Origin of the sequence: Kribbella sindirgiensis (genome assembly GCF_004331435.1) — a bacterium.
Classification (GTDB): domain Bacteria; phylum Actinomycetota; class Actinomycetes; order Propionibacteriales; family Kribbellaceae; genus Kribbella; species Kribbella sindirgiensis.
Window position 1 is genome coordinate 73,074 of sequence record NZ_SJKA01000023.1, and the last position, 25,082, is coordinate 98,155.

Annotated in this window: 21 protein-coding genes; 14 read left to right on the forward strand and 7 right to left on the reverse strand. The window is 69.2% G+C overall.

Translation table 11 applies throughout. The features are described 5' to 3' along the window. Positions 1-415: 415 nt before the first annotated feature. The 5 genes from E0H50_RS38290 to E0H50_RS38310 form a co-directional block, all read right to left on the reverse strand. Positions 416-2,194, reverse strand: a complete 1,779-nt coding sequence (locus E0H50_RS38290; RefSeq protein ID WP_131296047.1) for a glycerophosphodiester phosphodiesterase family protein — start codon at positions 2,192-2,194, stop codon at positions 416-418. A gap of 118 nt (positions 2,195-2,312) precedes the next feature. Beyond that, positions 2,313-3,035 (reverse strand): hypothetical protein, encoded by a 723-nt coding sequence (locus tag E0H50_RS38295; RefSeq protein WP_131296048.1) that lies wholly within the window; start codon positions 3,033-3,035, stop codon positions 2,313-2,315. Between the two features lie 46 nt (positions 3,036-3,081). Next, complete coding sequence (locus E0H50_RS38300; RefSeq protein WP_131296049.1) at positions 3,082-5,739, reverse strand: ABC transporter permease; 2,658 nt, start codon at positions 5,737-5,739, stop codon at positions 3,082-3,084. Continuing rightward, positions 5,736-6,452: an ABC transporter ATP-binding protein gene (locus tag E0H50_RS38305; protein WP_238151635.1), complete on the reverse strand. Its 717-nt coding sequence runs from the start codon at positions 6,450-6,452 to the stop codon at positions 5,736-5,738. The genes E0H50_RS38300 and E0H50_RS38305 overlap by 4 nt, the downstream gene beginning before the upstream one ends. 348 nt (positions 6,453-6,800) lie before the next feature. Next, positions 6,801-7,406 (reverse strand): hypothetical protein, encoded by a 606-nt coding sequence (locus tag E0H50_RS38310; protein WP_131296051.1) that lies wholly within the window; start codon positions 7,404-7,406, stop codon positions 6,801-6,803. Between the two features lie 85 nt (positions 7,407-7,491). On the opposite strand from E0H50_RS38310, the gene E0H50_RS38315 reads away from it, so the two are divergent. The 9 genes from E0H50_RS38315 to E0H50_RS38355 all read left to right on the forward strand — a co-directional run bounded on the left by E0H50_RS38315 (position 7,492) and on the right by E0H50_RS38355 (position 16,302). Continuing rightward, complete coding sequence (locus E0H50_RS38315) at positions 7,492-7,881, forward strand: hypothetical protein (RefSeq protein WP_238151636.1); 390 nt, start codon at positions 7,492-7,494, stop codon at positions 7,879-7,881. An 82-nt stretch (positions 7,882-7,963) separates the two neighbouring features. Continuing rightward, positions 7,964-9,076, forward strand: a complete 1,113-nt coding sequence (locus tag E0H50_RS38320; protein WP_131296052.1) for a GNAT family N-acetyltransferase — start codon at positions 7,964-7,966, stop codon at positions 9,074-9,076. Then, the gene (locus E0H50_RS38325) at positions 9,048-9,998 is read left to right on the forward strand and encodes a potassium channel family protein (RefSeq protein ID WP_131296053.1); all 951 of its coding nucleotides are present in this window, start codon (positions 9,048-9,050) and stop codon (positions 9,996-9,998) included. Before E0H50_RS38320 ends, E0H50_RS38325 begins: the two co-directional genes overlap by 29 nt. 70 nt (positions 9,999-10,068) lie before the next feature. After that, complete coding sequence (locus E0H50_RS38330) at positions 10,069-10,962, forward strand: zinc metalloprotease (RefSeq protein WP_131296054.1); 894 nt, start codon at positions 10,069-10,071, stop codon at positions 10,960-10,962. 133 nt (positions 10,963-11,095) lie between these two features. Continuing rightward, a complete protein-coding gene (locus E0H50_RS38335; protein ID WP_131296055.1) occupies positions 11,096-12,136 on the forward strand; it encodes a LacI family DNA-binding transcriptional regulator in 1,041 nt (346 codons plus the stop codon). Then, positions 12,133-13,053: a carbohydrate ABC transporter permease gene (locus tag E0H50_RS38340; RefSeq protein WP_131296056.1), complete on the forward strand. Its 921-nt coding sequence runs from the start codon at positions 12,133-12,135 to the stop codon at positions 13,051-13,053. The genes E0H50_RS38335 and E0H50_RS38340 overlap by 4 nt, the downstream gene beginning before the upstream one ends. Then, positions 13,050-13,883, forward strand: coding sequence for a carbohydrate ABC transporter permease (locus E0H50_RS38345; protein ID WP_131296057.1), 834 nt, complete (start codon positions 13,050-13,052; stop codon positions 13,881-13,883). The genes E0H50_RS38340 and E0H50_RS38345 overlap by 4 nt, the downstream gene beginning before the upstream one ends. Positions 13,884-13,891: 8 nt before the next feature. Beyond that, positions 13,892-15,169, forward strand: a complete 1,278-nt coding sequence (locus E0H50_RS38350; protein ID WP_131296058.1) for an ABC transporter substrate-binding protein — start codon at positions 13,892-13,894, stop codon at positions 15,167-15,169. Next, a complete protein-coding gene (locus tag E0H50_RS38355) occupies positions 15,169-16,302 on the forward strand; it encodes an ADP-ribosylglycohydrolase family protein (protein WP_131296059.1) in 1,134 nt (377 codons plus the stop codon). The genes E0H50_RS38350 and E0H50_RS38355 overlap by 1 nt, the downstream gene beginning before the upstream one ends. Positions 16,303-16,305: 3 nt before the next feature. Here the strand turns inward: E0H50_RS38355 and E0H50_RS38360 are convergent, their stop codons facing one another. Together E0H50_RS38360 and E0H50_RS38365 are read right to left on the reverse strand one after the other, a co-directional pair. After that, positions 16,306-17,124 carry a discoidin domain-containing protein gene (locus E0H50_RS38360; RefSeq protein ID WP_131296060.1) on the reverse strand — a complete coding sequence of 273 codons (819 nt, stop codon included), beginning with the start codon at positions 17,122-17,124 and terminating at the stop codon, positions 16,306-16,308. 12 nt (positions 17,125-17,136) lie between these two features. Further along, positions 17,137-18,702: an alkaline phosphatase D family protein gene (locus E0H50_RS38365; RefSeq protein ID WP_131296061.1), complete on the reverse strand. Its 1,566-nt coding sequence runs from the start codon at positions 18,700-18,702 to the stop codon at positions 17,137-17,139. 80 nt (positions 18,703-18,782) lie between these two features. Here E0H50_RS38365 and E0H50_RS38370 point away from each other — a divergent pair, with 80 nt between their 5' ends. From E0H50_RS38370 to E0H50_RS38390, 5 genes are all read left to right on the forward strand, one after another. After that, entirely contained in the window at positions 18,783-20,081 is a 1,299-nt protein-coding gene (locus tag E0H50_RS38370) for an ADP-ribosylglycohydrolase family protein (protein ID WP_131296062.1), read from the forward strand. 10 nt (positions 20,082-20,091) lie between these two features. Continuing rightward, on the forward strand, positions 20,092-20,973 hold the full coding sequence (locus tag E0H50_RS38375) for a ribokinase (RefSeq protein ID WP_238151637.1): 882 nt from the start codon (positions 20,092-20,094) through the stop codon (positions 20,971-20,973). Then, positions 20,970-22,958: an SUMF1/EgtB/PvdO family nonheme iron enzyme gene (locus tag E0H50_RS38380; RefSeq protein WP_131296064.1), complete on the forward strand. Its 1,989-nt coding sequence runs from the start codon at positions 20,970-20,972 to the stop codon at positions 22,956-22,958. The genes E0H50_RS38375 and E0H50_RS38380 overlap by 4 nt, the downstream gene beginning before the upstream one ends. Beyond that, positions 22,955-24,142 (forward strand): CaiB/BaiF CoA transferase family protein, encoded by a 1,188-nt coding sequence (locus E0H50_RS38385; protein ID WP_131296065.1) that lies wholly within the window; start codon positions 22,955-22,957, stop codon positions 24,140-24,142. The genes E0H50_RS38380 and E0H50_RS38385 overlap by 4 nt, the downstream gene beginning before the upstream one ends. A gap of 112 nt (positions 24,143-24,254) precedes the next feature. Continuing rightward, complete coding sequence (locus E0H50_RS38390) at positions 24,255-25,082, forward strand: HpcH/HpaI aldolase/citrate lyase family protein (RefSeq protein ID WP_131296066.1); 828 nt, start codon at positions 24,255-24,257, stop codon at positions 25,080-25,082.

Here is a 25,082-nt window from a genome sequence, read left to right on the forward strand (position 1 = left end):
CCCACACATCGAACAAGAGAGCCGGATAACCCGGTTCTCGTGGCGGCGCTGCTCGGACGCCGGGTGCGCGGAACGCCTGCCCTTTTCCGGGATCGCGCCGACTCGTGGGCGTCCCTGATCGCCTCGCTCGCCCCGGCTGGGGTGGTCGGCCCCGGTTGGGATCATCGTCCCGGCTGGGCTGGTCGTCCCGGTCGCCCCGCCGGTGTTACGGACTTCGGGCGTGGGTGCGGCGGGGGTTGGGGATTGGGCGGTTGTGATGCGGGTTTGTGCAAGGTCGACAGAACGTATACGTCCACTGGCCGGCGATGCTGTCTGCCGCCCGGTCCGGGGTAGCGGGGTAATAGACGTATACGTACTGTCGAGCTGCCGTTTCCGGCGGACTGTGGCTACCCGTGAGCGCGCTCAGGAGAGCCCGTTAGCTTCTGAGGAAGTCCTCAAGGCCGTGCAAGTCGTCGGTGTTGATGTAGTCGACGTTCGCGGCGACGAGTTCACGCCACAGGGCCTCGCGGGCGGCGCCCGGTACGTCGGGAGTCGCCCAGAAGCGGACCTTGTAGCCGGCGTGGTGCGCGGTGACCACAAGGTCGTGCAGCTTGGTCTTCTCGGCCTCGGGCATGGGGCCGACGCCCTGCCAGGTGAAGACGTTCGTCCAGTTGTCGCTGACGAGCGGCATCAGGGACGCCGGCATCCCCGACTGCAGGTCGGCGAGGCGGCCGTCGTACCCGGCGTAGCGGAGCTTCTGCGCCTTCATGTCGTCCAGCGGGCGGTTGCCGCTGATCACCGAGGTGACAGCACCCTTCAGCACCCGTCCATCGACGAAGATCGTGCTGATCCCGCGGTACTTCGCCAGCGCCTTGTCGACTGCGGCGTACGTCGACGGTCCGTCGCTCTTGATGTCGATCAGCAACTGGAACCCGCCACCGCGCTTGTACACCTGACCGTGGTTCTCGCGGACCCGGTCCGCCAGCGGCTTCAGGTACAGGCTCTCCAGCGTGCGGCCGGGCTTCGCGTCCTCCAGGTCGTGAGCGACACGGAGCTCACCGTCGATCAGCCACACGTCCGCCTCGACACTGTTGAACCCACGGTCCAGTGCGTCCTGCAGTGGCCGACGGTGGTCGTAGTCGTTGTGCGCGTGCGCCGACGGCAGCGCCCGGACGGCCGGTGCGTCGTACGACTTCGGCAGCTTGAAGTGGTTGGTGCGTGCGACGTCCCGCACCCGGTCCGGGTAGTCGCTGATGATCCCGTCGACGCCCTTGTCGATCAGCGACTGCATCGTCGCCGGGTCGTCCACGGTCCACGGGATCACCTTCATCCCGGCCGCGTGCGCCGACTTCACCATGTCCGCGGTGACGTACGGCCTGTACGTCGGGTCGGTGACCTTCCCGTCCTGCGGGAAACCGTGCACCGGCGAGATCGCGGCCGCACCGAACGACTTGGTCGCCTTGACCAGGTCACCGCCGAAGTCGTCGATGTCGAGACCGCCCAGCCACGGCGACTTGCCCGGCTGGCCGACCTGCAGGAAGTCGTAGTTCGTCAGCGCGACCAGCGGCAGCCGCGGCATCACCTGGCGCATCCGCATCAGCGAACCCCAGTCGAAGCTCTGGATCGTCACCTGCCGGGCGATGTTCGCCCGGCGGATCTCCTGGGCGACCACCTGGACGAACTGCTCGCGCGGCGCGGTCTCCGACGGCGCACCGGCCTCGACCTTGGTCTCGATGTTCAGCTTCACGCCGTACGCGTGGAAACGGTGCACGAGCGCGAACACGTCCCGCAGCTCAGGCATCCGGGCACCCGGGTCGGGCTGCTGGCCGGGGAAGTTCGGCAGCGTCTGCGAGCCGCAGTCGAGCTGCTTCACCTGCTTCAGCGACAACGTGTTGATGAACTTGCCGACGTACGGGTATTCCGGGTCGCCCGGCGTGTACGGCGCGGTGTCGCGGCACTTGCTGCCCGTGACCTTGCGGTCGTGGGTCACCACGGCGTACCCGTCCTGGGTGATCTGGACGTCGAGCTCCAGCGTGCTGACGCCGAGCTCGAGACCGTGCGAGAACGACGCGATCGTGCTCTCCACGGTCAGACCGAGCCCACCGCGATGGGCCTGGATGTCGAAGTCACCACGTGCGGCAGCGGCCGGGACGGCCGGAAGCAGCAGTCCGGCGATCAGCGCGCACGGGAGAAGCGCGCGGGGAAGGCGGCGCATGAGGGGGTGTGTCCTTCCGGAGGGGTCAATGGGCGGAACGCTCCTGAGGCTGTCTCCCACAGGAATACCCACGTCCTCGCGAAGGTAGCCGACAAGCGGCCCACCGGTTACCAGACAGCTACGGGGCGGAGGTGATCCGACGTACCGACTGGCTCTCCGCGGTGATGTGGCCGTCTTTGAAGGCTTTGTCGAGGGTGCCTTCGGTGCGGTGGGTGAGGGTTATGTCTATGGGGCAGGTTGTGGGTGGCTTGATGCCGGGGGTTGGTGTTGTCGTGGTTGGGCGGATCGAGCCGGCGGGGATGGTGGCCGACGTGCGGGCCGGCTCCAGCTCGAGGGTGCCGGATTGGATGCAGTCGCCGGCCCAGGTGAGAATCGACGGCTCGTCGGAGGGCTGGGGGCCGAAGCGGATCGGGATCGCGGCGCGGCGGGAGTACGTCGTACCGGCCAGGGGAGCGGTCAGTCGTACGCGATCGGGGAGCTTGACCGTCGATCGCGGAGCAGAGTCGTCGTCCTTCCCGCGGGTGAGATTGAACGTGATCTCGGTCCCCGCGTCGACCACACCGTCCAGCTGCCCGTCGTAGTCGGTGACTCCCGCGGAGCGGTGATGCTTGAGCGTGACGTCCTTACCGCCACCGGACGACGTGACCGACTCGCCGTCGCCGAGCTCGACGAAGGTGAGCGTGCCGACCCGGTACGACGCGCTCACGCGCGCGGCGTCCGCGGTTTCGGGCAGCGTGACGACGTAGTTGGCGGTGATCCCGCTGGTCCGGATGTCCTTCGAGTCAACCGTCGAACATCCGGCCAGGACCGCGACGAGCGCTAGGGCGGCGATTCGCTTCACAGTCAGTGAAGCTAGCAGCGCCAGGGGTTAGGGATCGTCGGTACAACTACTCATACTGCAGTGCCTGGAGTGGATCCAGTTTCGCGGCGCGGCGGGCCGGCCAGATGGCGGCGATGATGCCGACGACGACCGAGACGACGGCGAAGGCGATCAGTTGGCCGGCCGGGACGGTGAAGCTGATCTCGTCCAGCCGTGCGGCCAGTAGCGACGCCAGTACCAGGCCGAGGACGATCCCGATCACCGCGCCGATCAACGCCGTCATCACCGATTCCTGCCGGATCATCCGTTTCACCTGCCCGCGGGTCAGGCCGATCGCGCGCAGCATGCCGAGCTCGCGGGTCCGCTCGAAGACGGTCAGGACCAGGGTGTTCACAATGCCGAACAGGCTCACCAGGACCGACAGTGCCAGCAGCACGTAGAGCACGTTCAGCAAGCTCTTGATGCCGTCGGTCTGGTTGTCCTTGAACTGCTCGATGGTCACGGCCTTGGCGTTCGGGAACGACGCCAGGGCGGCGTTCAGCGCGTCGGTGTTGGCCGCCGTCACGCCACCTTCGATGTTCAGGAAGCTGTAGAGGTTCTGCGGCTGGGTGGTCGTGGAGTCGAAGGTGCCGGTCGAGATCGTCACGTTGCCGAACGGCGACCCGCCCGCCGGCGGCTTGAAGACGCCGCGCACCGTGAGTTGCAGCAGCTTCCCGGTCACCGTCTGCAGCCGGAAGGTCGAGCCCAGGGTGAGCGAGTGCTCGTCCGCGTACCCGGAGTCGACGATCGCGCCGTCCGCGCCCAGCTCGGACAGCGACGCCTGCGAGCCGGACCGCCAGTCGAACCGGAGCAGCTTGGGCGCTGTCTCATCGATCGCGGTGACCGAGATCGTCTTGTCGAAGGCCCGCGCCTGCCCGGCGCGGACACTCGTCAGCTCGGTCACCGACGGCACCTTCGCGGCCGCCGCGGCGACCGTCGGCGGCAACGGGCTGAAGTTGTTCTGCGCGGTGATCGCGTAGTCGGAGCTGGAGATCTTGTCGACCGCGTCCTCGAACGGCTTGATGATCCCGGCGCCGAGGGTGGCGACGAGCGTGACCAGCGCCAGCCCGATCATCAGCGCCGCGGCGGTCGACGCCGTACGGCGAGGGTCGCGGCGGCTGTTCTGCCCGCCGAGCGCCACCGCGGGGCGATCCGGGAGTACGCCGGGGAACTCGGCCCGACGCCCGAACATCCGGCGGATCAGCCACAACGGGAACAGAACGAACGGCCACGCGATCGCGGTCAGTACGACGACGGACCAGCGCGCGACCGGATCCGACACGGCGGCCATCGGCCGGACGAGCCGCGCGGAGAACGCCGCGATGCCGATGAACAACAGCAGGACGCCGAGGCCGAGCAGGATCAGCAGCGTTCTGGTCGCCAGACCGTCGACGAACAGCCCGGCCAGGATCGTTCCGACGCCCACCACGGCCACCACCACGGCACCGGCCGACCGATACCTGTGGAACCGTCCGGGCGGCAACACCGCGCCTTCGCGGACGGCGGCGATCGGCGGTACGCGCGTGGCGCGCATGGCGGGCCGCAGACTCGCCAGCACGGTCACGACCACGCCGACGAGGAGCGCGACGACGACGGTCCGCGTCCGGAACTCCAGGCCGTTGTTCGGCAGGGTGAATCCGATCGCGTCGAACAGCTTGAACAGCCCGGTCGCGATCGCGAGCCCGAGGAACAGCCCGGCGACGGCCGAGACGATGCCGGTCACCAGCGCCTCGAGCACGACCGTGCCGAGGATCTGCTTGCGCGCGGCGCCGAGGGTCCGCAACGTCGCGAACTCGCGGGTGCGCTGGGCGATCGTGATCGACAACGAGTTCGCGATCACGAACGAGCCGACGAACAACGCGATCCCGCCGAACACCAGCAGGAACGTCTGCAGGAAGCTCAGGAACGCACTCGTCCCGGCGGCGTCCTCGGCGGCCTGGTCCTCCGCACTGCGGACCTGGGTCGCGGGCGGCAGGATCTTCTGGACCGCCGCGAGCAACTGCGGCCGGTCGACACCCTGCTTGGCGGCGATCAGGATCTGGTCCAGCTTCCCGGTCTTGTCGAACAGCCGTTGCGCCGTACCGAGGTCGAAGCCGGCCAGGGTCGCACCGCCGATGGACGAGACCGCCCCGAAGCTCACCAGTCCGGAGATCCGCGTCGTTTCCACCGCGCCGCGGGCCTGGACGCCGATCGTGTCGCCGGCCTGGAAGCCCTTCTCGGCGGCGGTCTTCGTGTCGATGACCACCTCGTCGGCTGCGGGCCAGGCGCCCTTGACCAGCGTGAGCGAATTGAACTGTGGCAGCGACGGATCGACGCTGAAACCGAGGTTCGGCGCGCCGCCGAAAACGATCGCCTTGCCGTCCTTGCCGATCAGTTGCGCCTCACCGCTCACGGCTCCGCCGGCGGCGCCCACCTCCGGAAGCTCGCGGACCTTCTGCAGCAGGTCGGCCGCGAACGGCGGCGCCGTCTGGGTCCCGTCCTCGGACAGGTCGAACGCGGACTTCCCGGTGATCGCGGCGTCGGTGTTCTTGTAGTTCTGGCTGAAGATCGAGTCGAACGCACTGGAGATCGAGTCGGTCAGGACGTAGGTGCCGGAGATCAGCGAGACGCCGAGGACGATGCCGATCGCGGTCAACGCCGTCCGGAGCTTGCGAGCGAGCAGTCCCTGCAGCGCGAACCTGATCACTGCAGGTCCATCGTGTCGATGATCTGCAGGATCTCGTGCTGGCTGGACCGCCCGGTCTCCTTCACGATCTCGCCGTCGGCCAGGTACAGCACCCGGTCGGCCATCGCGGCCGCCTTGGCGTCGTGCGTCACCATCACCGTCGTCTGCCCGTACTCCTCGACCGACGACCGCATCAGCGTCAGGATCTCGCCGCTGGTCCGGGAGTCGAGGTTGCCGGTCGGCTCGTCAGCGAACACCACGGTCGGCCGTGACACCAGCGCCCGGGCGATCGCGACGCGCTGCTGCTGGCCGCCGGACAGTTCGGCCGGCCGGTGCGTCAGGCGGTCGGCGAGGCCGACGCGCCGGACGAGATCGTCGAAGAACCCGGAATCCGGCTTCTCCCCGGCGATCGTCAGCGGCAGCACGATGTTGTCCCGCGCGCTGAGCATCGGCAGCAGGTTGAAGAACTGGAAGATGAAGCCGATGTGCTGACGGCGGAGCTTCGTGAGCGCGTCGTCGCCCAGCGTCGTGATCTCGATACCGTCGATCATCACCGAGCCCGACGTCGGCCGGTCCAGCCCGGCCAGGATGTGCATCAGCGTCGACTTCCCCGACCCCGACGGCCCCATCACCGCCGTCAGTTGGCCGGCCTCGATCTCCACGTCCACCCCGTGCAACGCACGGACCGCTGTGTCACCTTCGCCGTACACGCGCACCACACCCTGCGCGTGCACCACTGAAACTGTCCCCACCATGGCCGATCGCCCTCCCCGGCTGATCAGCGGCCCCCCAGTCGACCGGTCAACAACTCCCCCCGAGTCTGCTCGCCTTCGCGCTGAACCGATAGAGGGTTTACCCCGGTCCCTACCCTGAGCCGCAGCGCCTGCGTGGCGCGCGTGGGGAGAAGATGGTGCCGGACCGGGAAGCGCCTCACGGCGCGTGGCCGCTCGTAGCGGCTTAATTTGGGACCCGGGGCTTGCACCGGCCCGACACCTCGAACAGTGTAGCGGGTGCTCAAACCCCTTGTCCTGTGGGGTTTCCAGGCCGCGAGACGCCATAACACCGGTTGGCGCCGGGCGCAACTACCAGAGGTTTCCGGCGCGTTCGGCGCGGGCCGCGGTCTGCAACTGGTCGGCGGTCTCGACCAGTTTCGACGCGGACAGCACCTGGTCGTGGCCGTCGTCGGCGAGGTGGGCCCGGCCGGTTGCGACGATCCGCGCGAACGCGGCCGCGCGCTCCAGGGTGGTCGCGAAATCACCGGTCGCGACACCCCGGAGTACGGCGTCGACCATGTCCCGCACCTCGGCCGGTCCGGGTGGCTCGGCGACTCCGGCGACGACCGCGTGCACCTCGGCGTACTTGCGGCCGCCGGCGAACTCGCGGGACACGGCCTCGGCGTTCGAGTGCACCCAGGACCGGAGGACGTACAGCCGCCAGAGCGCCCCCGGCAGCGAGTCCGCGGGGGAGTCGGACCACAGTTCGGCGAGCTCGTCGAGACCGTACTCGTCGGCGAGCTTCACCACCCGCGCATGCACGTCGGTGTCCTCGGACTTGCGCACCCCGCGGACCAGCAGTTCGGCGGTCCGGTGCGCGGCCTCGGTCACGGTGGCCGGATCGGCGGCACCGGGCAGCGACTCGAACAGCTTGTTACCGGGCAGGATCGGCCGGCGCGGGTTCGGGGTACTCACGGCCTCCATGGTGCCTGACCGACCGCGCCACCGCATGCCGACGCGGTGCAGTCAGTCGACCCGGTGCAGTCAGTACGCTCGACGTATGGCGACCGCGGGGAAACCGAACGGCAAGTTGGCCAAGAATCTGGTCAAGTACGGCGTGCGGTACGGGCCGCTCGTCGTGGAGGCGGTCCGGCACGGCCGAGAGCCCGCGCAGCAGGCGGTGCAGGCCGCCTGGGCGAAGCGGGTCGCGCGGCGGAAGGCCGTCGAGCACGCGCTGACCGTGCGCGAGGGGTCCCTGCTGAAGGTGATCAAGGACGGTCAGGCGATCTTCTTCGTGTTCTCCGGCGACGCGATCGTGACGACGTACCCCGCCGTACCGCAGAGCAGCTATCCCGAGCTGCTGCGGCACGCGGACCTCGACAAGCGCGAGCCGGCCGTCGTCCTGGCGGCGCGCCGACAGCGGATGCCCAAGGTCCGCCGGAAACGTTGACGCGGGCGTAACATTCCGGACCCGGCCGGGCAACAGGCGGCACGCAGAGTGGAGAGACGTTTCCACGAGGGAGGGCGTCCGCATGCTCTGGAAGATCAGGACCGAACTCGCCGACCGGCCCGGTGCGCTGGCCGAACTCGCTGCACGGTGTGGTGCGGACGACATCAACATCCTTCACCTGGAGGTCTTCACCTCCGAGACGGGCGCGGTCGACGAGCTGGTCGTCTCGACCGGTGTCGGCTGGACCGCCGACGACCTGACCGCGCTGGTCGCGGAGGCCGGGTGTGTCCGTACGACGGTCCGCCCGTGCCAGGCCGACGTACTCCATGACGCGCCGACGCGGTACCTGCGCGCCGTACTGCGGCTGATCGACGACCCGGTGTCGGTCGACGACGAGCTGGGCACGTTGCAGGGGTTCGACGAGTACACGCCGGCCGAATGGGCCCGTGCGGACGTGCTGGTCGAGATCGCCGGCCGGCTGGCCGAGCGGCTCGACACGCCGGAGGGTCCGCGGCCCGGGAACGGCGGCGTACCCGAGCTGCGGACCGCGACCGTCGAGGACGCCGGCGCCGTCGTCGCGATGCACGAGCGGTGCTCGTACGAGAGCCGCACCCGGCGGTACCACGTGCCGATGCCGAAGCTCACCTCCCGCACCGCACGGCACCTGTCCGCTCCGGCCGGGGGCGTGTCGATCGTTGCCTGTGTCGACGATGCCGTGATCGGGATGGCCACGGCGGCGCCGTGGGAGGAGCTGGGCAGTACGACGATGGAGGTCGCCGTACTGGTCGAGGACGGCTGGCAGGGACAGGGACTCGGGCTGCGGCTGCTGCGTCAGGTCGTGCAGGAGGCCCGCGCGCTCGGGGCGGACCGGGTGGTCTGCATGGTGCAGCCGGAGAACCACGCGATGCTCCGGACCTTGGAGCGTTTGCGGATGCGGTCCAGGGTGGTTCGGGACGGCGACAGTCTGATGGTGAGTGTCGCACTGTCCGACCGGAGCCTGTCACATGCGGTGGATCGGCTGCCTGTGCAATATCGTCATACGCGTGCCACCCCTTCCCACCGGTCGGAACCCACACGGTCTGCTGGTCAACCTGCCCGCGAGCACGCGCTCGCCGCTCTTTCAGCTCTTCAGCCGATTTCTGATCGCGCTGGGGCTGCTGACGTTGATGGTGCTGATCGTGGTGGTCGACCGTGACGGGTACAAGGACAGTTACGACGGCAGCGTCGACCTGATCGACAGCATCTACTACGCGACTGTCACGCTCACCACGACCGGGTACGGCGACATCACGCCGGTGACACCCACCGCCCGGCTGGTGAACGCCTTCATCGTCACTCCGCTGCGGATCTCGTTCCTGGTGGTTCTGGTCGGTACGACACTGGAAGTGCTGGCCAACGAGGGTCGCCGGATCATGCGCGACACGCGCTGGAGGAAACGGATGAAGGACCACACCATCGTCGTCGGCTACGGCACCAAGGGCCGCGCTGCCGTGCAGACCCTGATCAGCAACGGGGTGAAGCGGGACAGCATCGTCGTGATCGACCCGCGGGCCCAGGCGATCGGTGACGCGGGCAACGACCAGATGGCCGCGTTCCACGGCGACGCGACGAACCGGACGGTGCTGCGGCGCGCCGAGGTGATGACCGCGCGCGAGGTGATCGTGACGACCGACCGGGACGACTCGGCGGTCCTGGTGACGCTGGCGGTGCGGCAGCTGAACGCGAACGCGCATGTCGTGGTCGCGGTTCGCGAGGAGGACAACGTGCCGCTGCTTCGGCAGAGCGGCGCGGACGCCGTCGTCACCTCGTCGGAGGCGGTCGGCCGGCTGCTCGGCCTGTCCGCGGTCAGCCCGAACCTCGGCGAGGTGATGGAGGACCTCCTCACGTACGGCGAGGGGCTCGAGGTCGCCGAGCGCCCGGTCCTCGGCCGCGAGGTCGGCAAGCCACCGTCCGCCGTACCGGACCGGGTCGTGTCGGTGGTCCGCGACGGCAAGGTGCACCGCTACTACGACTCGAACGTCTCGGTCCTGGCCGCCGGCGACAAACTCATCGTCGTCCGCCCGGCCAAAGAAACCCCCTGGGCCGAACGCCCCGGCGCCGACGAGGACGACGAGTAGCCCTTCCGTCGTACGGCCGTCGTGCTTAGAGTCGGAATGCCTGGGGGACTGGTTCTGGCAGGGGGCGGTCATGAAGTTGAACAGGGCAGCGCGGATGGCCGCGGTGGCGGCGTTGGTGGGTGCCGGACTGAGCGGGACGCAGAGCCAGGCGTCGAGTGCGGCTGACGCCTGTGTCTCCGAGGACAGCGTCGTCCAGTCGCGGGGTGGGCCGCGCGAACCGGACCTCGGACAGGTCGCGAAGGATCTGCCGGCGTCGGCGAAGAACAAGGCGAAGCCCGGTTTCGGCGTGACCGTGCCGGTGTACTTCCACGTGGTCACCGACGGCGCGATCGGCGCGTTGACGACGAGCCAGATCGTCGCGCAGATCGCCGTACTGAACAACACCTACGCGGGCGGCGAAGGTGGTGCGAACACCGGGTTCCGCTTCAAGTTGGCCGGTGTGACGCGGACCGACAATGCGACCTGGTTCTACGCGAATCCGGGCGGTACCGGCGAGCACAGCATGAAGCAGGCCCTGCACACCGGGGGACCGGGCGACCTGAACCTGTACTCGACGACCGCCGGCGACTATCTCGGCTGGGCGTACCTGCCGGAGATCGTGACGAAGCCCGGTCAGGCGTACCTCGACGGCGCCGTCATCGACTGGGAGTCGTTCCTGGGTACGTCGACCACGTACGCCGGCCGCTACGACCAGGGCGAGACGTCCACCCACGAGGTCGGGCACTGGCTGAACCTCGAACACACGTTCTTCGGCGGCTGCAACGCGAAGGGTGACTTCGTCGACGACACCCCGAAGGAGAAGACGGCGACGTCCGGATGCCCGGCCGGCAAGGACACCTGCACGGCGCCCGGCCTCGACCCGATCCACAACTACATGGACTACTCGTACGACTCCTGCTACACCCAGTTCACCCCCGGCCAGTCCCAACGCATGGCCGACGCCTGGCTCCACTACCGCGCCTAACCCCGGCCCGGTCGGGGCGGGTCACGGTCCGGTTGCGGGGCGGGGTCGGAGGGTAGTTGGTGTTGACGGTGTTTGTGCGGCGGTTTAATGTCGGGCTTGTAAACGATTACAAGAACGATTACAGGAGGTCGGCGTGAGTCGTCCGACGATCGCTGGGGTGGCCCGGGCGGCCGGGGTCTCGGTGGCGTCGGTGTCGCGCGTGCTGAACGGGCTGCCGGCCACCGAGGAGATGGTCGAGCGGGTCCAGCGGGCGGTCGACGAGCTCGGCTACGTGCCGGACGCGCGGGCGCGGTCGCTGAAGGTCGGGCGGACGTTCCAGCTGACGCTGGCGGTCGCGGACGTCGGTAACCCGGTGTACGTGACGATGATGCGGGCGGTCGAGGAAGTCGTGTCCGCGGCCGGGTACCGGCTGGTCGTGACGACCACTGGGCCGGACGTGGTCGACGAGGTCGCGCTGGTTCGGGGGATGGCGCGCGGGTACGCCGACGGCTTGCTGATCAGCCCGCTCCGCGTCGACGAGGACCTGGTGAAGTCGATCCGCGAGTGCGAGGTGCCGGTGGTGGTCGCCGGTAACGTCCCGGCGAAGGCGGGCGTCGACACCGTACGGGCGAATTCGCCGAAGGGGATGCTGCTGGCCGTCGACCACCTGGTCGCGAAAGGCCGCCGACGCATCGCCTTCCTGAACGGCCCCGCCGACACTGTGCCCGGTGCCGCGCGGGCCAAGGGTTTCGCGGAGGCGCTGCGAGCGCACGATCTGCGGCCGGCCGCCGTCGCCGAGGCCGACGACTTCACGTTCGCAGCCGGCCGAGCCGCTGCCCCCGCGCTGCTCAACTCGCTGACGTCCGAAGAAGTGCGAGTACGTGTCGCCACTTCTTCGGACGTAAGGGGCCGTCCGGATGCGGTGATTGCGGCGAACGATCTGCTTGCCGTTGGGGTGATGCACGAGTTGGCGGCTGCGGGGCTCGAGGTGCCGGCGGATGTGGCGGTGGTGGGGATGGACGACAGTGAGCTGGCCGAGCAGAGTTTTCCGCCGTTGACGAGTGTGAACCTGGGGTCGGCCGAACGTGGCCGCCGGGCGGCTGAGTTGCTGCTGGCAAGGATCGAGGACAACGAACGGGCCCCGCGGCGGATCGTCGTACAGCCGTCGCTGAGTATCAGGAGGTCCACCCCGTGACGGCTACCCTCACGGCGCCGGCGCCGGCGAAGAAGAAGGGCGGGCGGCCGAAGGCGAATCGCGAGGCGATCCTGCTCTTCCTGCCCGCGCTGCTGCCGGTGCTGATCCTGAGCGTCTACCCGCTGATCCGCGGGATCGCGCTCGGTTTCACCGACGCCCGCGCCGGGCTGCGCGTCGAGACCAACTTCGTCGGCTTCGACAACTTCGGCAAGCTCCTGCAGAACAACCTGTTCTGGGACTCGTTCCGGATCGGCGTGATCTGGACCCTGTCGGTCACGATCCTGCAGTTCGTCGCCGCGCTCGGCCTCGCGTTGCTGCTGAACACGAACCTCAAGTTCCGCGGCGTCGCCCGCACGCTCGCCCTGATTCCGTGGGCGATGCCGCCGGTCGTGGTCGCGATCATGTGGCGCCTGCTGCTGCACCCGACCAACGGCCCGGTCAACGAGGTCCTGCAGAAACTGCACCTCACCGACCACCCGATCAACTTCCTCGGCGACTTCGGTACGGCGCTCCCGGCCGTGATCGTGGTGGGGATCTGGGTCGGTATGCCGATGACGACGATCACCCTGCTGGCCGGCCTGCAGGGGATCGACCGCACGCTCTACGAGGCGGCCGCGGTCGACGGCGCGAGCACCTGGAGCCAGTTCTGGAACATCACGCTCCCGCAGCTGCGCACCGTGATCGTCGCGATCACCAGCCTGGACATGATCTGGAACTTCAACTCGTTCGGTCTGGTCTACGTCCTGACCGCCGGCGGCCCGGGCGGCAAGACGATGCTGCCGATGCTGTTCGCCTACAACGAGGCGTTCCGCTACGGCAACTTCGGGATGGCCGCGGCGATGGGTGACGTGATGGTGGTCATCATCATCGCGTTCCTCTTCTTCTACCTGCGCAACCGCCTGCGGAGTGAAGCATGAGGACGAAGCCCGGCGTCCGCGCCCTCCAGTACGTCGCTGTCGTCGTGTACCTGGTCTTTCTCGGCTTCCCGCTGCTGTGGCTGATCTCGAGCTCGCTGAAGTCGCCGCAGGAGTTCGCGAGTATCACGCCGAGCCTGCTGCCGAAGCACTTCGACGTGTCCAACTACAGCGACGCGCTGAACGAGCAGGGCCTGGTCCGCGGTCTCGGCAACAGTCTGCAGATCTCGATCTACAGCACGATCCTGGTGCTGATCGTGGCGCTCCCGGTGTCGTACGCGCTGGCCCGTTTCCGGAGCCGGCTGCGGCCGCTGACGAACGGCTGGATCCTGGTCAGCCAGGTGTTCCCGGTGATCCTGATCGTGATCCCGCTGTTCATGATCCTGCGTCCGCTGCACCTGACGAACACGATCCCCGGCGTCGTGATCGTCTACATGGTCTGGTCGCTCCCGTTCGCCCTGTGGATGCTGCAGGGGTACGTCGCCGCGGTGCCGCGCGAACTGGAGGAAGCGGCCTCCGTCGACGGCGCCGGGCGGATCCGCACGATCGTCTCGATCGTGATGCCGCTGCTCCGGCCGGGGCTGATCGCGACCGCGATGTTCACCTTCATCTCGGCGTGGAACGAGTTCTTCTTCGCCCTGGTCCTGCTCCAGGACCCGGAGCTCAAGACCCTTCCGCTGGTCCTCGCCCGCTTCGTCGGTGCCGAGGGCCAGGTGCAGTTCGGCCCGCTCGCCGCCGCCTCCGTGCTGGCCACAGTCCCCAGTCTCGTGTTCTTCGCCTTCCTGCAGCGCCGGTTGACGTCCGGCCTGCTCAGCGGCGCAGTCAAAGGTTAGGAGAAGTAATGAAGAAGGTAGTGACCGCGTTGCTCGCGGCGGGAGCGCTGGTGACGCTCGCCGCGTGCGGGGGCAACAGCGACGACAGTGGTTCGGGGTCGTCGAACGAGAAGGTGACGCTGAAGTTCCAGAGCCTCGCGTTCCAGAAGACGACCGTCGCCGCGACCAAGAAGATCGTCGCGGACTGGAACGCCGCCAACCCGAACATCCAGGTCGAGTACGTCCAGGGCAGCTGGGACTCGGTGCACGACCAGCTCGTGACCCAGTTCCAGGGCGGGACCGCGCCGGACATCATCCACGACGAGTCCGCGGACATCACCGGTTTCATCAACCAGGGCTACCTCGCGGACCTCTCGCCGTACCTGAGCCAGGAAACCAAGGACGCCGTGAGCCAGGGTGTCTGGGACACGGTCTCCAAGGACGGCAAGGTTTACGCCGCCCCGACCCTGCTGCAGTCGTACGTCGTGTTCGCGAACTCGGCGGCGCTCAAGACGGCCGGGATCACGGCGACCGGTGACTCGCTGAGCTGGGACGACCTGGCCGCGGACGCGAAGAAGCTGACCACGGGCGGCAAGTACGGTCTCGGCTGGGGCCTGAAGAGCCCGACCGCGACGATGCTGAACCTCGGTGTGAACTTCGACGCGAAGTTCTTCGACGGCTCCGGCAAGGACGCGAAGGCGACCATCGGCGATCCCGAGCTCGAGGTGCCGAAGCGGATCCACGCGATGGCGTACGACGACAAGTCGATCGACCCGACGTCGCTGACGCAGAGCGGTTCCGACGTACTGCCCGGGTTCTACGCGGGCAAGTACGGCATGGTTGTGGCGGGCAACTACGTCGCGCAGCAGATCCTGGAGGAGGCGCCGAAGACGCTCCAGTGGGAGGTGCTGCCGCCGCTGAAGGGCACGACCACCAAGCAGGCCGCGAACCCGCAGACGCTGTCGGTACCGGCCGAGGGCAAGCACATCGAGCAGTCGGCGAAGTTCATCGACTACTTCATGAAGGCCGAGAACCTGGCCGCGGTCGGTCAGGGCGACTGGCTGATCCCGACCACGCAGGCGGCCCGGGACGCGGTCCAGAAGGCGACCGGCGGCAAGAACGGCTGGCAGCAGATCCTGGCCAGCGGCGCCGAGCTCACCAAGGCGCCGTTCCAGAGCGTGGAGAACTACCCGCAGTGGAAGGACCAGATCGCGACGCCGGCGTTCCAGCAGTACCTGGCGAACAAGCTGGACACCGCGGCGCTGGGCAAGAAACTGAGTGACGGATGGGGCCAGGTCAACAACTGATGACCCAGTTGGAAGAGAAGGCGGTCGGCGCTCTCGTCGGCTCCGCGGTCGGTGACGCGATCGGTGGGGCCGTCGAGGGCTGGACCCCGGAGGCGATCCGGGAGCGGCACGGCGGCTGGGTGACCGGCATCGTCGGCCCGTGGTACGACGACTGGCGGACGGCGCGCCCGATCGCGCCGTACCACAAGGGCGACGGGCACATCACCGACGACACCTTGATGACGCACGCGCTGGTCGAGGTGTACGACGAGCGCCGGTCGCACCTGGACGCCTACGCGGTCGCCGAGTCGCTGGTGCCGAAGATGATCGAGGGGACCCGCTGGGTCCCCGAGCTCGAGGCGGACGCGTTGCTGCTGCAGCGGGTGTTCCTGGCCGAGAAGTGGCTGGTCGCCCGCCTGCACTACGGGCACGTCGATCCGCGGGAGGCCGGCGTCGGCAACATCGTGAACTGCGGCGCGGCGATGTACATGGCGCCGGTCGGGATCGCCAACGCGGGCGATCCCGAGGGCGCGTACGCCGAGGCGCTGGACGTCGCCGGTGCGCACCAGTCGAGCTACGGGCGGGAGGCGGCCGCGGTGTTCGCGGCCGCCGTCGCGGCGGCGATGGTGCCGGGGGCAACGGCCTCGTCGGCGGTCGAAGCGGGACTGCGACTGGCCAAGGACGGCACTCGGAGGGCCGTCGAGGCAGTCGCCGAAGCAGCCGACGGCGTGACCGATTGGGAACAGGCGATTCCCGTGCTGCGCAAGGCGATCGAGCCCTACGACACCGTTGGTCCGAACTACCGCGAGCTGTCGATGGACGCCCGCCGCCCGAGCCGTACCAAGGCCATCGAGGAGCTCCCGGTCGCGCTCGGCTTCGTGCTCGTCTCCGAGGGAGATGTACGCCGGGCAGTTCTGGGCGGCACGAACTACGGCCGCGACGCCGACTCGATCGCGTCGATGGCCGGCGCGATCACCGGTGCGTTGAGCGGACGCGGCGGCGTACCGGCGGAGTGGGCCGACCGGATCGCCGAGGCGAGCAAGACCGACCTGGTGCAGCCCGGCCGGGTGATGGCGTCGGTCGCGCAGGACATCCGGGCCGCCGACGCCGAGCGGTGGGCCCGGCGGGCGGCCGCGTTGGACGCGCTGGTCTGAATGTCAACTGCTATACCCCTCCAACTCTACGATCCGCGAGTAGCCGTGGTCGTTGGAGTCGCGGATGACCAAGCGGAGGGCATCGACAGCAAGCGGTGCGAAGGTGACGGTTACGCGACCTTGGACGTTGCCGCGGATCGCACCGACGGTCGTCCACGTGCTGCCGGTGCGGACCTGGGCGTCGAAGTCGCGGATGCCCATCACCGCGGCGGGATAGGTGGTCGAGTCGAGGGTCTGCAGTACGACGCGGCCGATCGTTGTGGTTTGGACGAAGTCGACGCCGTACGTGTCGGGGAAGACGCCCTTGGTGTTGTCGTGCCAGCCGCTGGCGCCCCACTGTGCCGAGTCGGCGTTGCCGTCGACGCCGCCGCACAGCCGCATGTTGCCGTTGGTGGACGACGCCACGGCCTGCTCGCCGAGCAGCAGGTTGTCGCGGGCCGGGACGGGCTTGATGACGACCGGCACCTCGAGGCGTTCCTTGCCGACGGTCAGGTCGACGGTGTGGGTCGCGGGTGCGGTGCCGCGCGGGACGGTGATCTCGAGCGGGGCCTTCACCAGTTGGTCGACGGGCAGGTAGCTGGAGAACTGGTGTCGGGACAGTGTGAGGGCGGAGTCGCCGGACACGCGCATGTCGGCGATGGTCGGTTTGCGGCCGGTGTTGGTCATGCCGAGCATCACCTTGCCGGCCGGGAAGCACGGCAGTGGGACGACCTCGACCGGTTGCGGTGTGGCGCTGATCTCGACATGGTTGCCGGTAGCAACTGCAACGGCGGGGACGAGAAGGGTCAGCGGGACGGCGGCGAGGGCCAAGCGTCGGAGCATGGTCGGGTCCGTTCAGGCGAGGTGGGTTCCGGGGTGGCCGTCCTCGACGACCAGGGTGGCGCGGGTGGACGCCGTGCCACCGGGCGTGACGACGCGGTCGACGATGCGGAACTCGGACGTCCACGCGCTGCGGTCGAGGCGACAGCTGAGGTAGCCGCGCTGGACGTTCTGGTACTTGACGTGCGGGTTCTCCGCGAGCAGCGCGCGTCCGGTCGCGTCGGCGTCGACACCGTCCTTGCCGGACGAGATCGACGTAGTGACGAACTCGCTCCCGATCGCCGGAGTGGACGGGTCCGCGAAGTTCACCCGCAGGTCGGAGGCGACACTACGGTGCAGGTCTCCGGTCAGTACGACGAAGTTCCGCACGCCCTGGTCGCGGACGCCGGACAGCACGCGGTCGCGGGATGCGGCGTACCCGTTCCAGGTGTCCATCGGGAGCTCGAGCTCCGGGCCGGTCTTGCGGTCGAGCTGGGCCATCGCGACCTGTTGGGCGACGACGTTCCAGCGGCTGGTCGACCGGCCGAGCGTGTCCAGGAGCCAGCGTTCCTGCGCGTCGCCGGTGATCGTGCGGGCCGGGTCGGTGGACACCTCATCCGGCGGCAGCCACCCACCGGTCGAGGTCTGGTCGTCGCGGAACTGCCGCGTGTCCAGGACGCTCAGGTCGGCGGTTCGGCCGTAGCGGAGATGCCGGTGCAAGCGGATCGACGGGCCGTCGGGGGACTGGTCGAGACGCAGCGGCATGTGTTCCCAGTACGCGCGGAACCCGTTGGCCCGGCGGACCAGGAAGTCGTCGTGCGGCAGGCCGTCCTCGGACACGTACCCCGCCCAGTTGCCTTCGACCTCGTGGTCGTCGAGCGTGACGATCCACGGCGCCGCCGCGTGCGCGGCCAGCAGGTCCGGGTCGGTCTTGTGCAGCGCGTACCGGGCCCGGTACTCGTCGAGCGTGGAGATCTCGCCGGCGAAGTCGACCGGGACAGCCTGGTTCCGGACGCCCGCCGTCGGTCCGACGCCGACCTCGTAGATGTAGTCGCCGAGGAACAGCACGACATCGTGTTCGCGTCGTACGACGTCCTGGTACGCCGTGTAGAACCCGTCGTAGAAGGCCTGGCAGGACGCGACCGCCAGCGTCACGGCCGGCTCGTCGGACGGCGCGGGCGCGGTCCGCGTACGGCCGATCGGACTGATCTGACCGGCGGCGCGGAAACGGTAGAAGTAGTGCCGCCACGGACGCAGCCCTCGTACGTCGACGTGCACCGTGTGGGCGTACTCCGGACGGGCGTGCGCCGTGCCGCGACGTACCACTCTGCGGAACATCTCGTCCTCGGCGACCTCCCACTCGACCTTCACCGTGCGGTCGTCCATCCCGCCGAACGGTTCGAGCGGACCGGGTGCGAGCCGGGTCCAGATCACCACAGCGTCCGGCAGCGGATCGCCCGAGGCGACGCCGAGGGTGAACAGCGGCCTTTTGTCGGTGCGATGCGATATCCCTACTGCATCGACGAGATCAGGGAGGTTGCCGGTCAGGGCGAGGGCGGCGGCAGCGCCCGTGGCGGTCAGAAAGCTGCGGCGGGTGACCATGCCACGGAGTATCAACTGCTGTTGAGAGAACGATCCAGGTGCGCGTTTCGCCTGGTGCAACAAGGGAAGGAAGCAGCCCGATGAGAATGACCTGGGTGCAGCCGGAGGACCTCCTCCCGCACCAACTGGTCCAGGCACGGTCGGAAGGGGTGGACGTCACCGACGTCCAGGCCCGCTGGCTGGCCGCCGGCGGTACGACGGACGCGCCGGTGTCCGGTGCCTCCGACGAGCCGGCGACGCCCGCGCTGCGTGCCCTTGCTCGCGAGCTGCTCGACGTGCTCGACGCCAGGACAGGGGAGTGGCGTGAACCGGCGATTCCGGAGTTGCCGTCGCTGGGTGCACCGGTCGATCTCGAGGCCCGGACGCTGAACGCGTGGCTTGGGCGGATGGCCGGGAACCTGCTCGGCAAGCCGGTGGAGAAGATCCCGCGCGAGGGGATCCGGGAGATCCTGGCGAGCTCCGGGCAGTGGCCGTTGACGCGGTACATCACGGCCGTGGGCGTACCGGACGAGGTGCAGCAGCGCTGGCCGTGGAACCGGCGTTCGAAGGTGAACAGCCTGCGCGAGGTCATCGACGGGATGCCCGAGGACGACGACATCAACTTCGCCATTCTGGCGCTGCTGATGATGGAGCGGTTCGGGCCGGCGCTGACCACGGACGACGTGGCGCAGAGCTGGCTCGGCGACCTGCCGGCCGGCCGCGTGTTCACCGCCGAACGTGTTGCCTACCGCAACCTTCTGGAAGGCGTCGAGCCGGCCCGCGCGGCCGTCGTCGGGAACCCCTTCCGGGAATGGATCGGCGCCCAGATCCGGACCGACGCCTACGGCTGGGCACACCCTGGTGACCGGACCGCGGCGGCGCGGCTCGCGCTCGTCGACGCCCGGCTCAGCCACACCGGCGCCGGTGTCGACGGTGCGCTCTGGGTCGCCGGTATGTCGGCCGCCGCTCTGGTCCTCGACGACCCGGTCAAGGCCGCGGTCGCCGGCCTGGACGTGATCAACGGTCAGGGCGCGATCGCCCGCGCGGTCCGTTTCGGTCTGTCCCTCGCCGACGCCGAGCTGGACGACGCGCTCGATGCCCTGCATGCGGAGTACGGCGACCTGCATTGGGTGCACGCGGTGAACAACACGGCACTCACCGCCTACGCGCTGACCGCTCCGGACTTCACCACGGCGATCGGCCGGGCGGTGATGGGCGGCTGGGACACCGACTCGGCCGGTGCCACGGTGGGCGCGGTTTTTGGCGCGACGCGGGGGGTTCCGGCAGAGTGGTCTGCACCACTGGACAATCGGGTGGCCACAAGCCTCCCGGGGATGAACCAGATCGCGATCGACGAGCTGGCGCGGCGGACTGTGGAGGTGGCCCGGGGTGGCGTATGAGGTTGTTGTCGTGGGAAGCGCGAACGTGGACCTGGTGCTGCCGGTCCAGCGCATCCCGCGCCCGGGTGAGACGGTCCTGGCCGGCGCCATGACCCGCGGCCCGGGCGGCAAGGGAGCGAACCAGGCGGTCGCGTCGGCGCGTGCCGGTGCTGGGACGGCGATGGTGGTCGCGCTCGGCGACGACGAAGGCGGCGCGCTGCTGCGGGGCGCCCTCGAGGGTGTCGACCTGTCGCTGGCGACGACCAGCGAGGCCCCGACCGGTACGGCGATCATCACGGTCGAGGAGAGCGGTGAGAACTCGATCGTCGTCGCTCCCGGAGCGAACGGTGAGCTCACGCTGTCGCCGGCGGCCCTGGCCGCAATCGGACAAGCGAAAATCGTGCTTTCACAATTGGAGATCCCGTTCGCGACCGTCCAGGCGGCGGCCGCGGCGTCGAAGTACTTCATCCTGAACGCGGCGCCGGCGGCCGAGCTGTCCGACGACCTGCTCGCGGAGGTCGATCTGCTGGTGGTGAACGAGACCGAGGCCGAGGCGATCGCCGGTCCGGACCGTTCCGCGCTGCTGAAGAAGGTGCCGGCCGCGGTCGTCACACTCGGCGGGGCGGGCGCGGTGATCCTGACCCGGGACCTGGATGGCTCTGGCGAGATCGCGGTTCCCGGCGTACCCGTGGAGGTCGTCGACACCACGGCAGCGGGGGACACGTTCTGCGGAGTGCTGGCTGCAACGTTAACTGCCGCATCAGCTAACGACTCGATCACCGGAAGCGACCTGACGAACGCGGTCCGACGCGCTAACGTTGCTGCTTCATTGAGTGTTCAGGCCGCGGGGGCGATTCCCTCAGTGCCGCACGGGGATGCAATCGACGCGCGTTATGCGGAGGTGTACCTGTGAATCCGCTCGAACCGCGGCCCATCGATCTACCCGCCCGGGTCGATCTGGGGCTCGGGACCGACTTGTCCTTCCTGGACGACGCCAAGATTCTCGGCGCGCCGGAGGACCCGGCCGACCTGCCGCGGTGGCGCGCGAAACTGGCCGAATGGCGCTTCGGCGCCTTCGAACGGACCCGGTACGACGGATCGCACTACGAACAGCCCGGTCGCGAGTGGACCCAGACGGCGTACTCGGTGGCGCTCGTCTGGCTCTGGGACGACCTGCTCTACGACGTGCGGACCGGGAAGTTCACGCCGGAGAAGTTCGTCGAGCACGGGATCGCCGAGTTCGGCGGGTACGACGCGATCGTGCTCTGGCACGCGTACCCGGTGATCGGGATCGACGACCGCAACCAGTTCGACTTCTACCGCGACGTGCCTGGCCTGCGGGCGTTGATCGACGACCTGCACCGGCTCGGCCTGAAGGTGTTCTTCGACTACAACCCGTGGGACGTCGGCAGCCGCCGTGCGGACCGCTCGGACTCCGACGAGTTCGCTGAGCTGGTCACGGACTACGCGGTCGACGGCGTGTTCCTGGACACCCTCAAGGAGGGCGACCCGAAGTTCACCCGCGCGATCCGGCAGGCGAACCCGGCGATCGCGCTGGAAGGCGAGTCGCGGTTGCCGATGGCAAGGATCGGCGACCATGCGCTGTCCTGGGCGCAGTGGTTCGCCGACACGCACGCGCCCGGCGTCCTGCGGGCGCACCTGTTCGAGCGCCGGCACATGATGCACCACACCCGCCGCTGGAACCGTGATCACAGCGACGAGCTGCAGTCGGCGTGGGTGAACGGCGTCGGCATGCTGGTCTGGGAGTCGGTGTTCTCGGCGTGGGTCGGCTGGAACGCCCGCGACCGCGCGACACTGCGCCGGATGGTCGCCGCGCAGCGGGCGTTCGCGCCGGTGCTGATCGGTGGCGACTGGATCCAGCTGACGCCGGAGATCCCGGAGAAGGCCCGCGACCACGGCGTCTTCGGGTCCCGGTTCGATCTGGCCGACATTACGTTCTGGACGCTGATCAACCGCCACGACGAGGACTTCGACGGCATCGTGCTGCGGTCGGAGGACCAGGTCGGCGACTGGTACGACGTGACCTCGGGCGTGCCGATCACCGCGGACGACGACGGCGTCCACCTGACCGTGCCGGGGCGCGGCGTCGCCGGGATCGTCCGGGTCGGCGCGACCGCCGGCGCCTCCTGCCGGGCGACTGCCCGCCGGCTGGGCACGATGCCGCGGGCGCATGTCAGCGAGTCGGCGTTCCCGATGCGTCCGGCCGAGCTGGTGCCCGTGCCGGTCGTCTCCGGCGACGCCGAGCTCGGTCCGACGGTCGACGTACCGGCGGGGGAGCGGACGCTGACGGTCCGGCACCGGCGGCGCGAGACCGGGCTGTACGACACCGCGCCGTACGTCGAGGAGTGGAAGCCGCTGCCGCCTCGGTTGCACGACATCCAGACGGTCGAGCGTGAGGTCTCGCTGCCCGGTGTCTCGGTGGCTGTCGCCGAGGTGACCAACGCCGAGTACCTGGCCTTCGTGCGGGCGACCGGTTACCGGCCGCTCGTCGCGAACAGGTTCCTGAAGCACTGGGTCGACGGCGCTCCGGTGCCCGGGACCGAGGACCAGCCGGTGACGTACGTCGAACTGCAGGACGCGCGGGCCTACGCCGCGTGGCGTGGTGGCCGGCTGCCCACCGAGGACGAGTGGCAGATCGCCGCGTCCGTCGACGGGTTCGTCAGGCGCGAGCCCCTGGTGTGGAACCTGACCGAGAGCGAGTACCGCGACGGCCGCAGCCGGTTCTGCATCCTCAAGGGCGGTTCGCACTACGTGGCCGAGGGCTCCGACTGGTACGCCGACGGCGGGCCGCAGGACCCGGAGGTCAGCTTCAAGCTGGTGCTGACCGGCGGCGGTCTCGACCGGTCGGAGAACATCGGCTTCAGGTGCGCCGGATGAGGCCTGCTCCGCTCGACGGGGTGAAGGTGCTGGAGGCGGCGACGCTGTTCGCGGGACCGCTGGCGGCGACCTTCCTCGGCGACTTCGGCGCCGACGTCACGAAGATCGAGCACCCGTCCCGCCCGGACGCCGCGCGCACGCACGGCGCCTCGAAGGACGGCGTCGGGCTCTGGTTCAAGACCCTCGGCCGGAACAAGCGGCTCGCGACGCTGGACCTGTCCCGTGGCCGGGACGTGTTCCTCTCACTGGTTCAGTCGCATGATGTGCTGGTCGAGAACTTCCGGCCCGGCACGTTGGAGCGCTGGGGGCTCGGTCCGGACGTGCTGCTCGAAGCGAACCCGCGGCTGGTGATCGCGCGGGTGACCGCGTTCGGGCAGGTCGGGCCGTGGTCGCGGCGTCCCGGGTTCGGGTCGCTGGCCGAGGCGATGAGCGGGTTCGCGGCGGTCACGGGTGAGCCGGACGGTCCGCCGACGTTGCCGCCGTTCGGACTCGCGGACGGGATCACCGCGCTGGCCACGGCGTACGCCGTTCTGGTGGCGTTGCGCGAGCGGGATCGGTCCGGGGCCGGGCAGGTGATCGACATGGCGATCATCGAACCGATCCTGATGATGCTGGGCGGCGGGATCACGGCGTACCAGCAGACCGGGTACGTGCAGCCGCGGCTCGGGAACCGGTCGTCGAACAACGCCCCGCGCAACGTCTACCGGACTCTCGATGGCCGCTGGGTCGCTGTGTCGACATCGTCGCAGAGCATTGCCGAGCGGGTGGTGACGTTGGTGGGCCGGGCCGATCTGGTCGCGCAGCCGTGGTTCGTGACCGGGCGCGAGCGGGCCGAGCACGCCGACGAGCTGGACGAGGCGGTCGGGTCGTGGATCGCGGCGCGACCGCTGGAGCTCGTGATGGCGGAGTTCGAGAAGGCCGAGGCCGCGGTCGGGCCGGTGCACGACATCCGCGGGATCATGACCGATCCGCAGTACGCCGCGCTCGGGACGATCGTCAGCGTGGACGACGACGAGCTCGGCGGACCGGTGCAGATGCAGAACGTGCTGTTCCGGCTGTCCGAGTCGCCGGGAGCGATCAAGTGGGCGGGCCGGCCGCACGGCGCGGACACCGACGAGGTGCTCGCCGCGATCGGCGTCACGCCGGATCAGCTGGCGGCGCTCCGCGCGGCAGGAGTGGTGTGAGGCGCGCATTTGGTGGGTGGGCGTCCAAGACGCCGGGTTTGCGACCGAGATCCCGGGTGCAAACCCCGCATCTCGGACGTATACCAGCGAAAGGTCGAGAGGGGGTGGTGGGGTGCTGACTGCGTTGTACGTGCCGGCGAACCGGCCTGATCGGTTCGCGAAGGCTGTTGCTGCGGGCCCCGATCTGGTGGTGTTCGATCTCGAGGACGCGGTACCGGTCGCCGACAAGGCGGACGCGCGCGGCTGGGCGGTGGCCTGGATCGCGGTGCACGCGCAGGGGCCGGTGGAGGTCCGGGTGAACGCGCTCGGCACACCGTGGATCGCGGACGATCTGGCGGCGATCTCCGCCGTACCAGCGGTGCGGATCCGGTTGCCGAAGGTCGAGAGTGCGGCCGATGTGCGGGCGGTGCTCGACAAGGTGCCGTCGGCAAGGATCACCGCGCTGATCGAGTCGCCGCTGGGCCTCGAGCGGGCGTTCGAGATCGCCACCGCCGACCCGCGCGTGGTCGCGGTCGCGCTCGGCGAGGCGGACCTGTCCAGTGCGCTCGGGGTCGACGGCCCGGAGGGTCTCGCCTGGGCGCGGGGCAGGCTGGTGTCGGCGTCCCGGGCCGCGGGCCTGGGCGCGCCGATGATGTCGGTCCACCCGAACGTGCAGGACGTCGACGGTCTGCGGCGTACGTCGCAGGAAGGCCGGGCGCTCGGCTTCGTCGGGCGTACGGCGATCCATCCCCGGCAACTGGCGACCATCGTCGAGGCGTTCACACCGACCCCCGCCCAGGTCACCGCGGCGGAGGAACTGCTGGCAGCCGTCGAGAAGGCGGACGTCGCGAACGGCGGCGTGATCGTGCTCCCCGACGGCCGCATGGTCGACCCCGCCATGATCGGCCGCGCCCGCGAAGTGCAGACCCTCATCCAAGAGATCCAAGCCCGGTCACGTTAG

What these genes read in the sequence shown, in the direction of transcription:
- E0H50_RS38325 (WP_131296053.1), top strand. Translation starts at nt 9,048, where the DNA reads ATGGTGCTGATCGTGGTGGTCGACCGTGACGGGTACAAGGACAGTTAC.
- E0H50_RS38320 (WP_131296052.1), top strand. Translation starts at nt 7,964, where the DNA reads ATGCTCTGGAAGATCAGGACCGAACTCGCCGACCGGCCCGGTGCGCTG.
- E0H50_RS38370 (WP_131296062.1), top strand. Translation starts at nt 18,783, where the DNA reads ATGAGAATGACCTGGGTGCAGCCGGAGGACCTCCTCCCGCACCAACTG.
- E0H50_RS38330 (WP_131296054.1), top strand. Translation starts at nt 10,069, where the DNA reads ATGAAGTTGAACAGGGCAGCGCGGATGGCCGCGGTGGCGGCGTTGGTG.
- E0H50_RS38345 (WP_131296057.1), top strand. Translation starts at nt 13,050, where the DNA reads ATGAGGACGAAGCCCGGCGTCCGCGCCCTCCAGTACGTCGCTGTCGTC.
- E0H50_RS38350 (WP_131296058.1), top strand. Translation starts at nt 13,892, where the DNA reads ATGAAGAAGGTAGTGACCGCGTTGCTCGCGGCGGGAGCGCTGGTGACG.
- E0H50_RS38290 (WP_131296047.1), bottom strand. Translation starts at nt 2,194, where the DNA reads ATGCGCCGCCTTCCCCGCGCGCTTCTCCCGTGCGCGCTGATCGCCGGA.
- E0H50_RS38360 (WP_131296060.1), bottom strand. Translation starts at nt 17,124, where the DNA reads ATGCTCCGACGCTTGGCCCTCGCCGCCGTCCCGCTGACCCTTCTCGTC.
- E0H50_RS38315 (WP_238151636.1), top strand. Translation starts at nt 7,492, where the DNA reads ATGGCGACCGCGGGGAAACCGAACGGCAAGTTGGCCAAGAATCTGGTC.
- E0H50_RS38355 (WP_131296059.1), top strand. Translation starts at nt 15,169, where the DNA reads ATGACCCAGTTGGAAGAGAAGGCGGTCGGCGCTCTCGTCGGCTCCGCG.
- E0H50_RS38365 (WP_131296061.1), bottom strand. Translation starts at nt 18,702, where the DNA reads ATGGTCACCCGCCGCAGCTTTCTGACCGCCACGGGCGCTGCCGCCGCC.
- E0H50_RS38385 (WP_131296065.1), top strand. Translation starts at nt 22,955, where the DNA reads ATGAGGCCTGCTCCGCTCGACGGGGTGAAGGTGCTGGAGGCGGCGACG.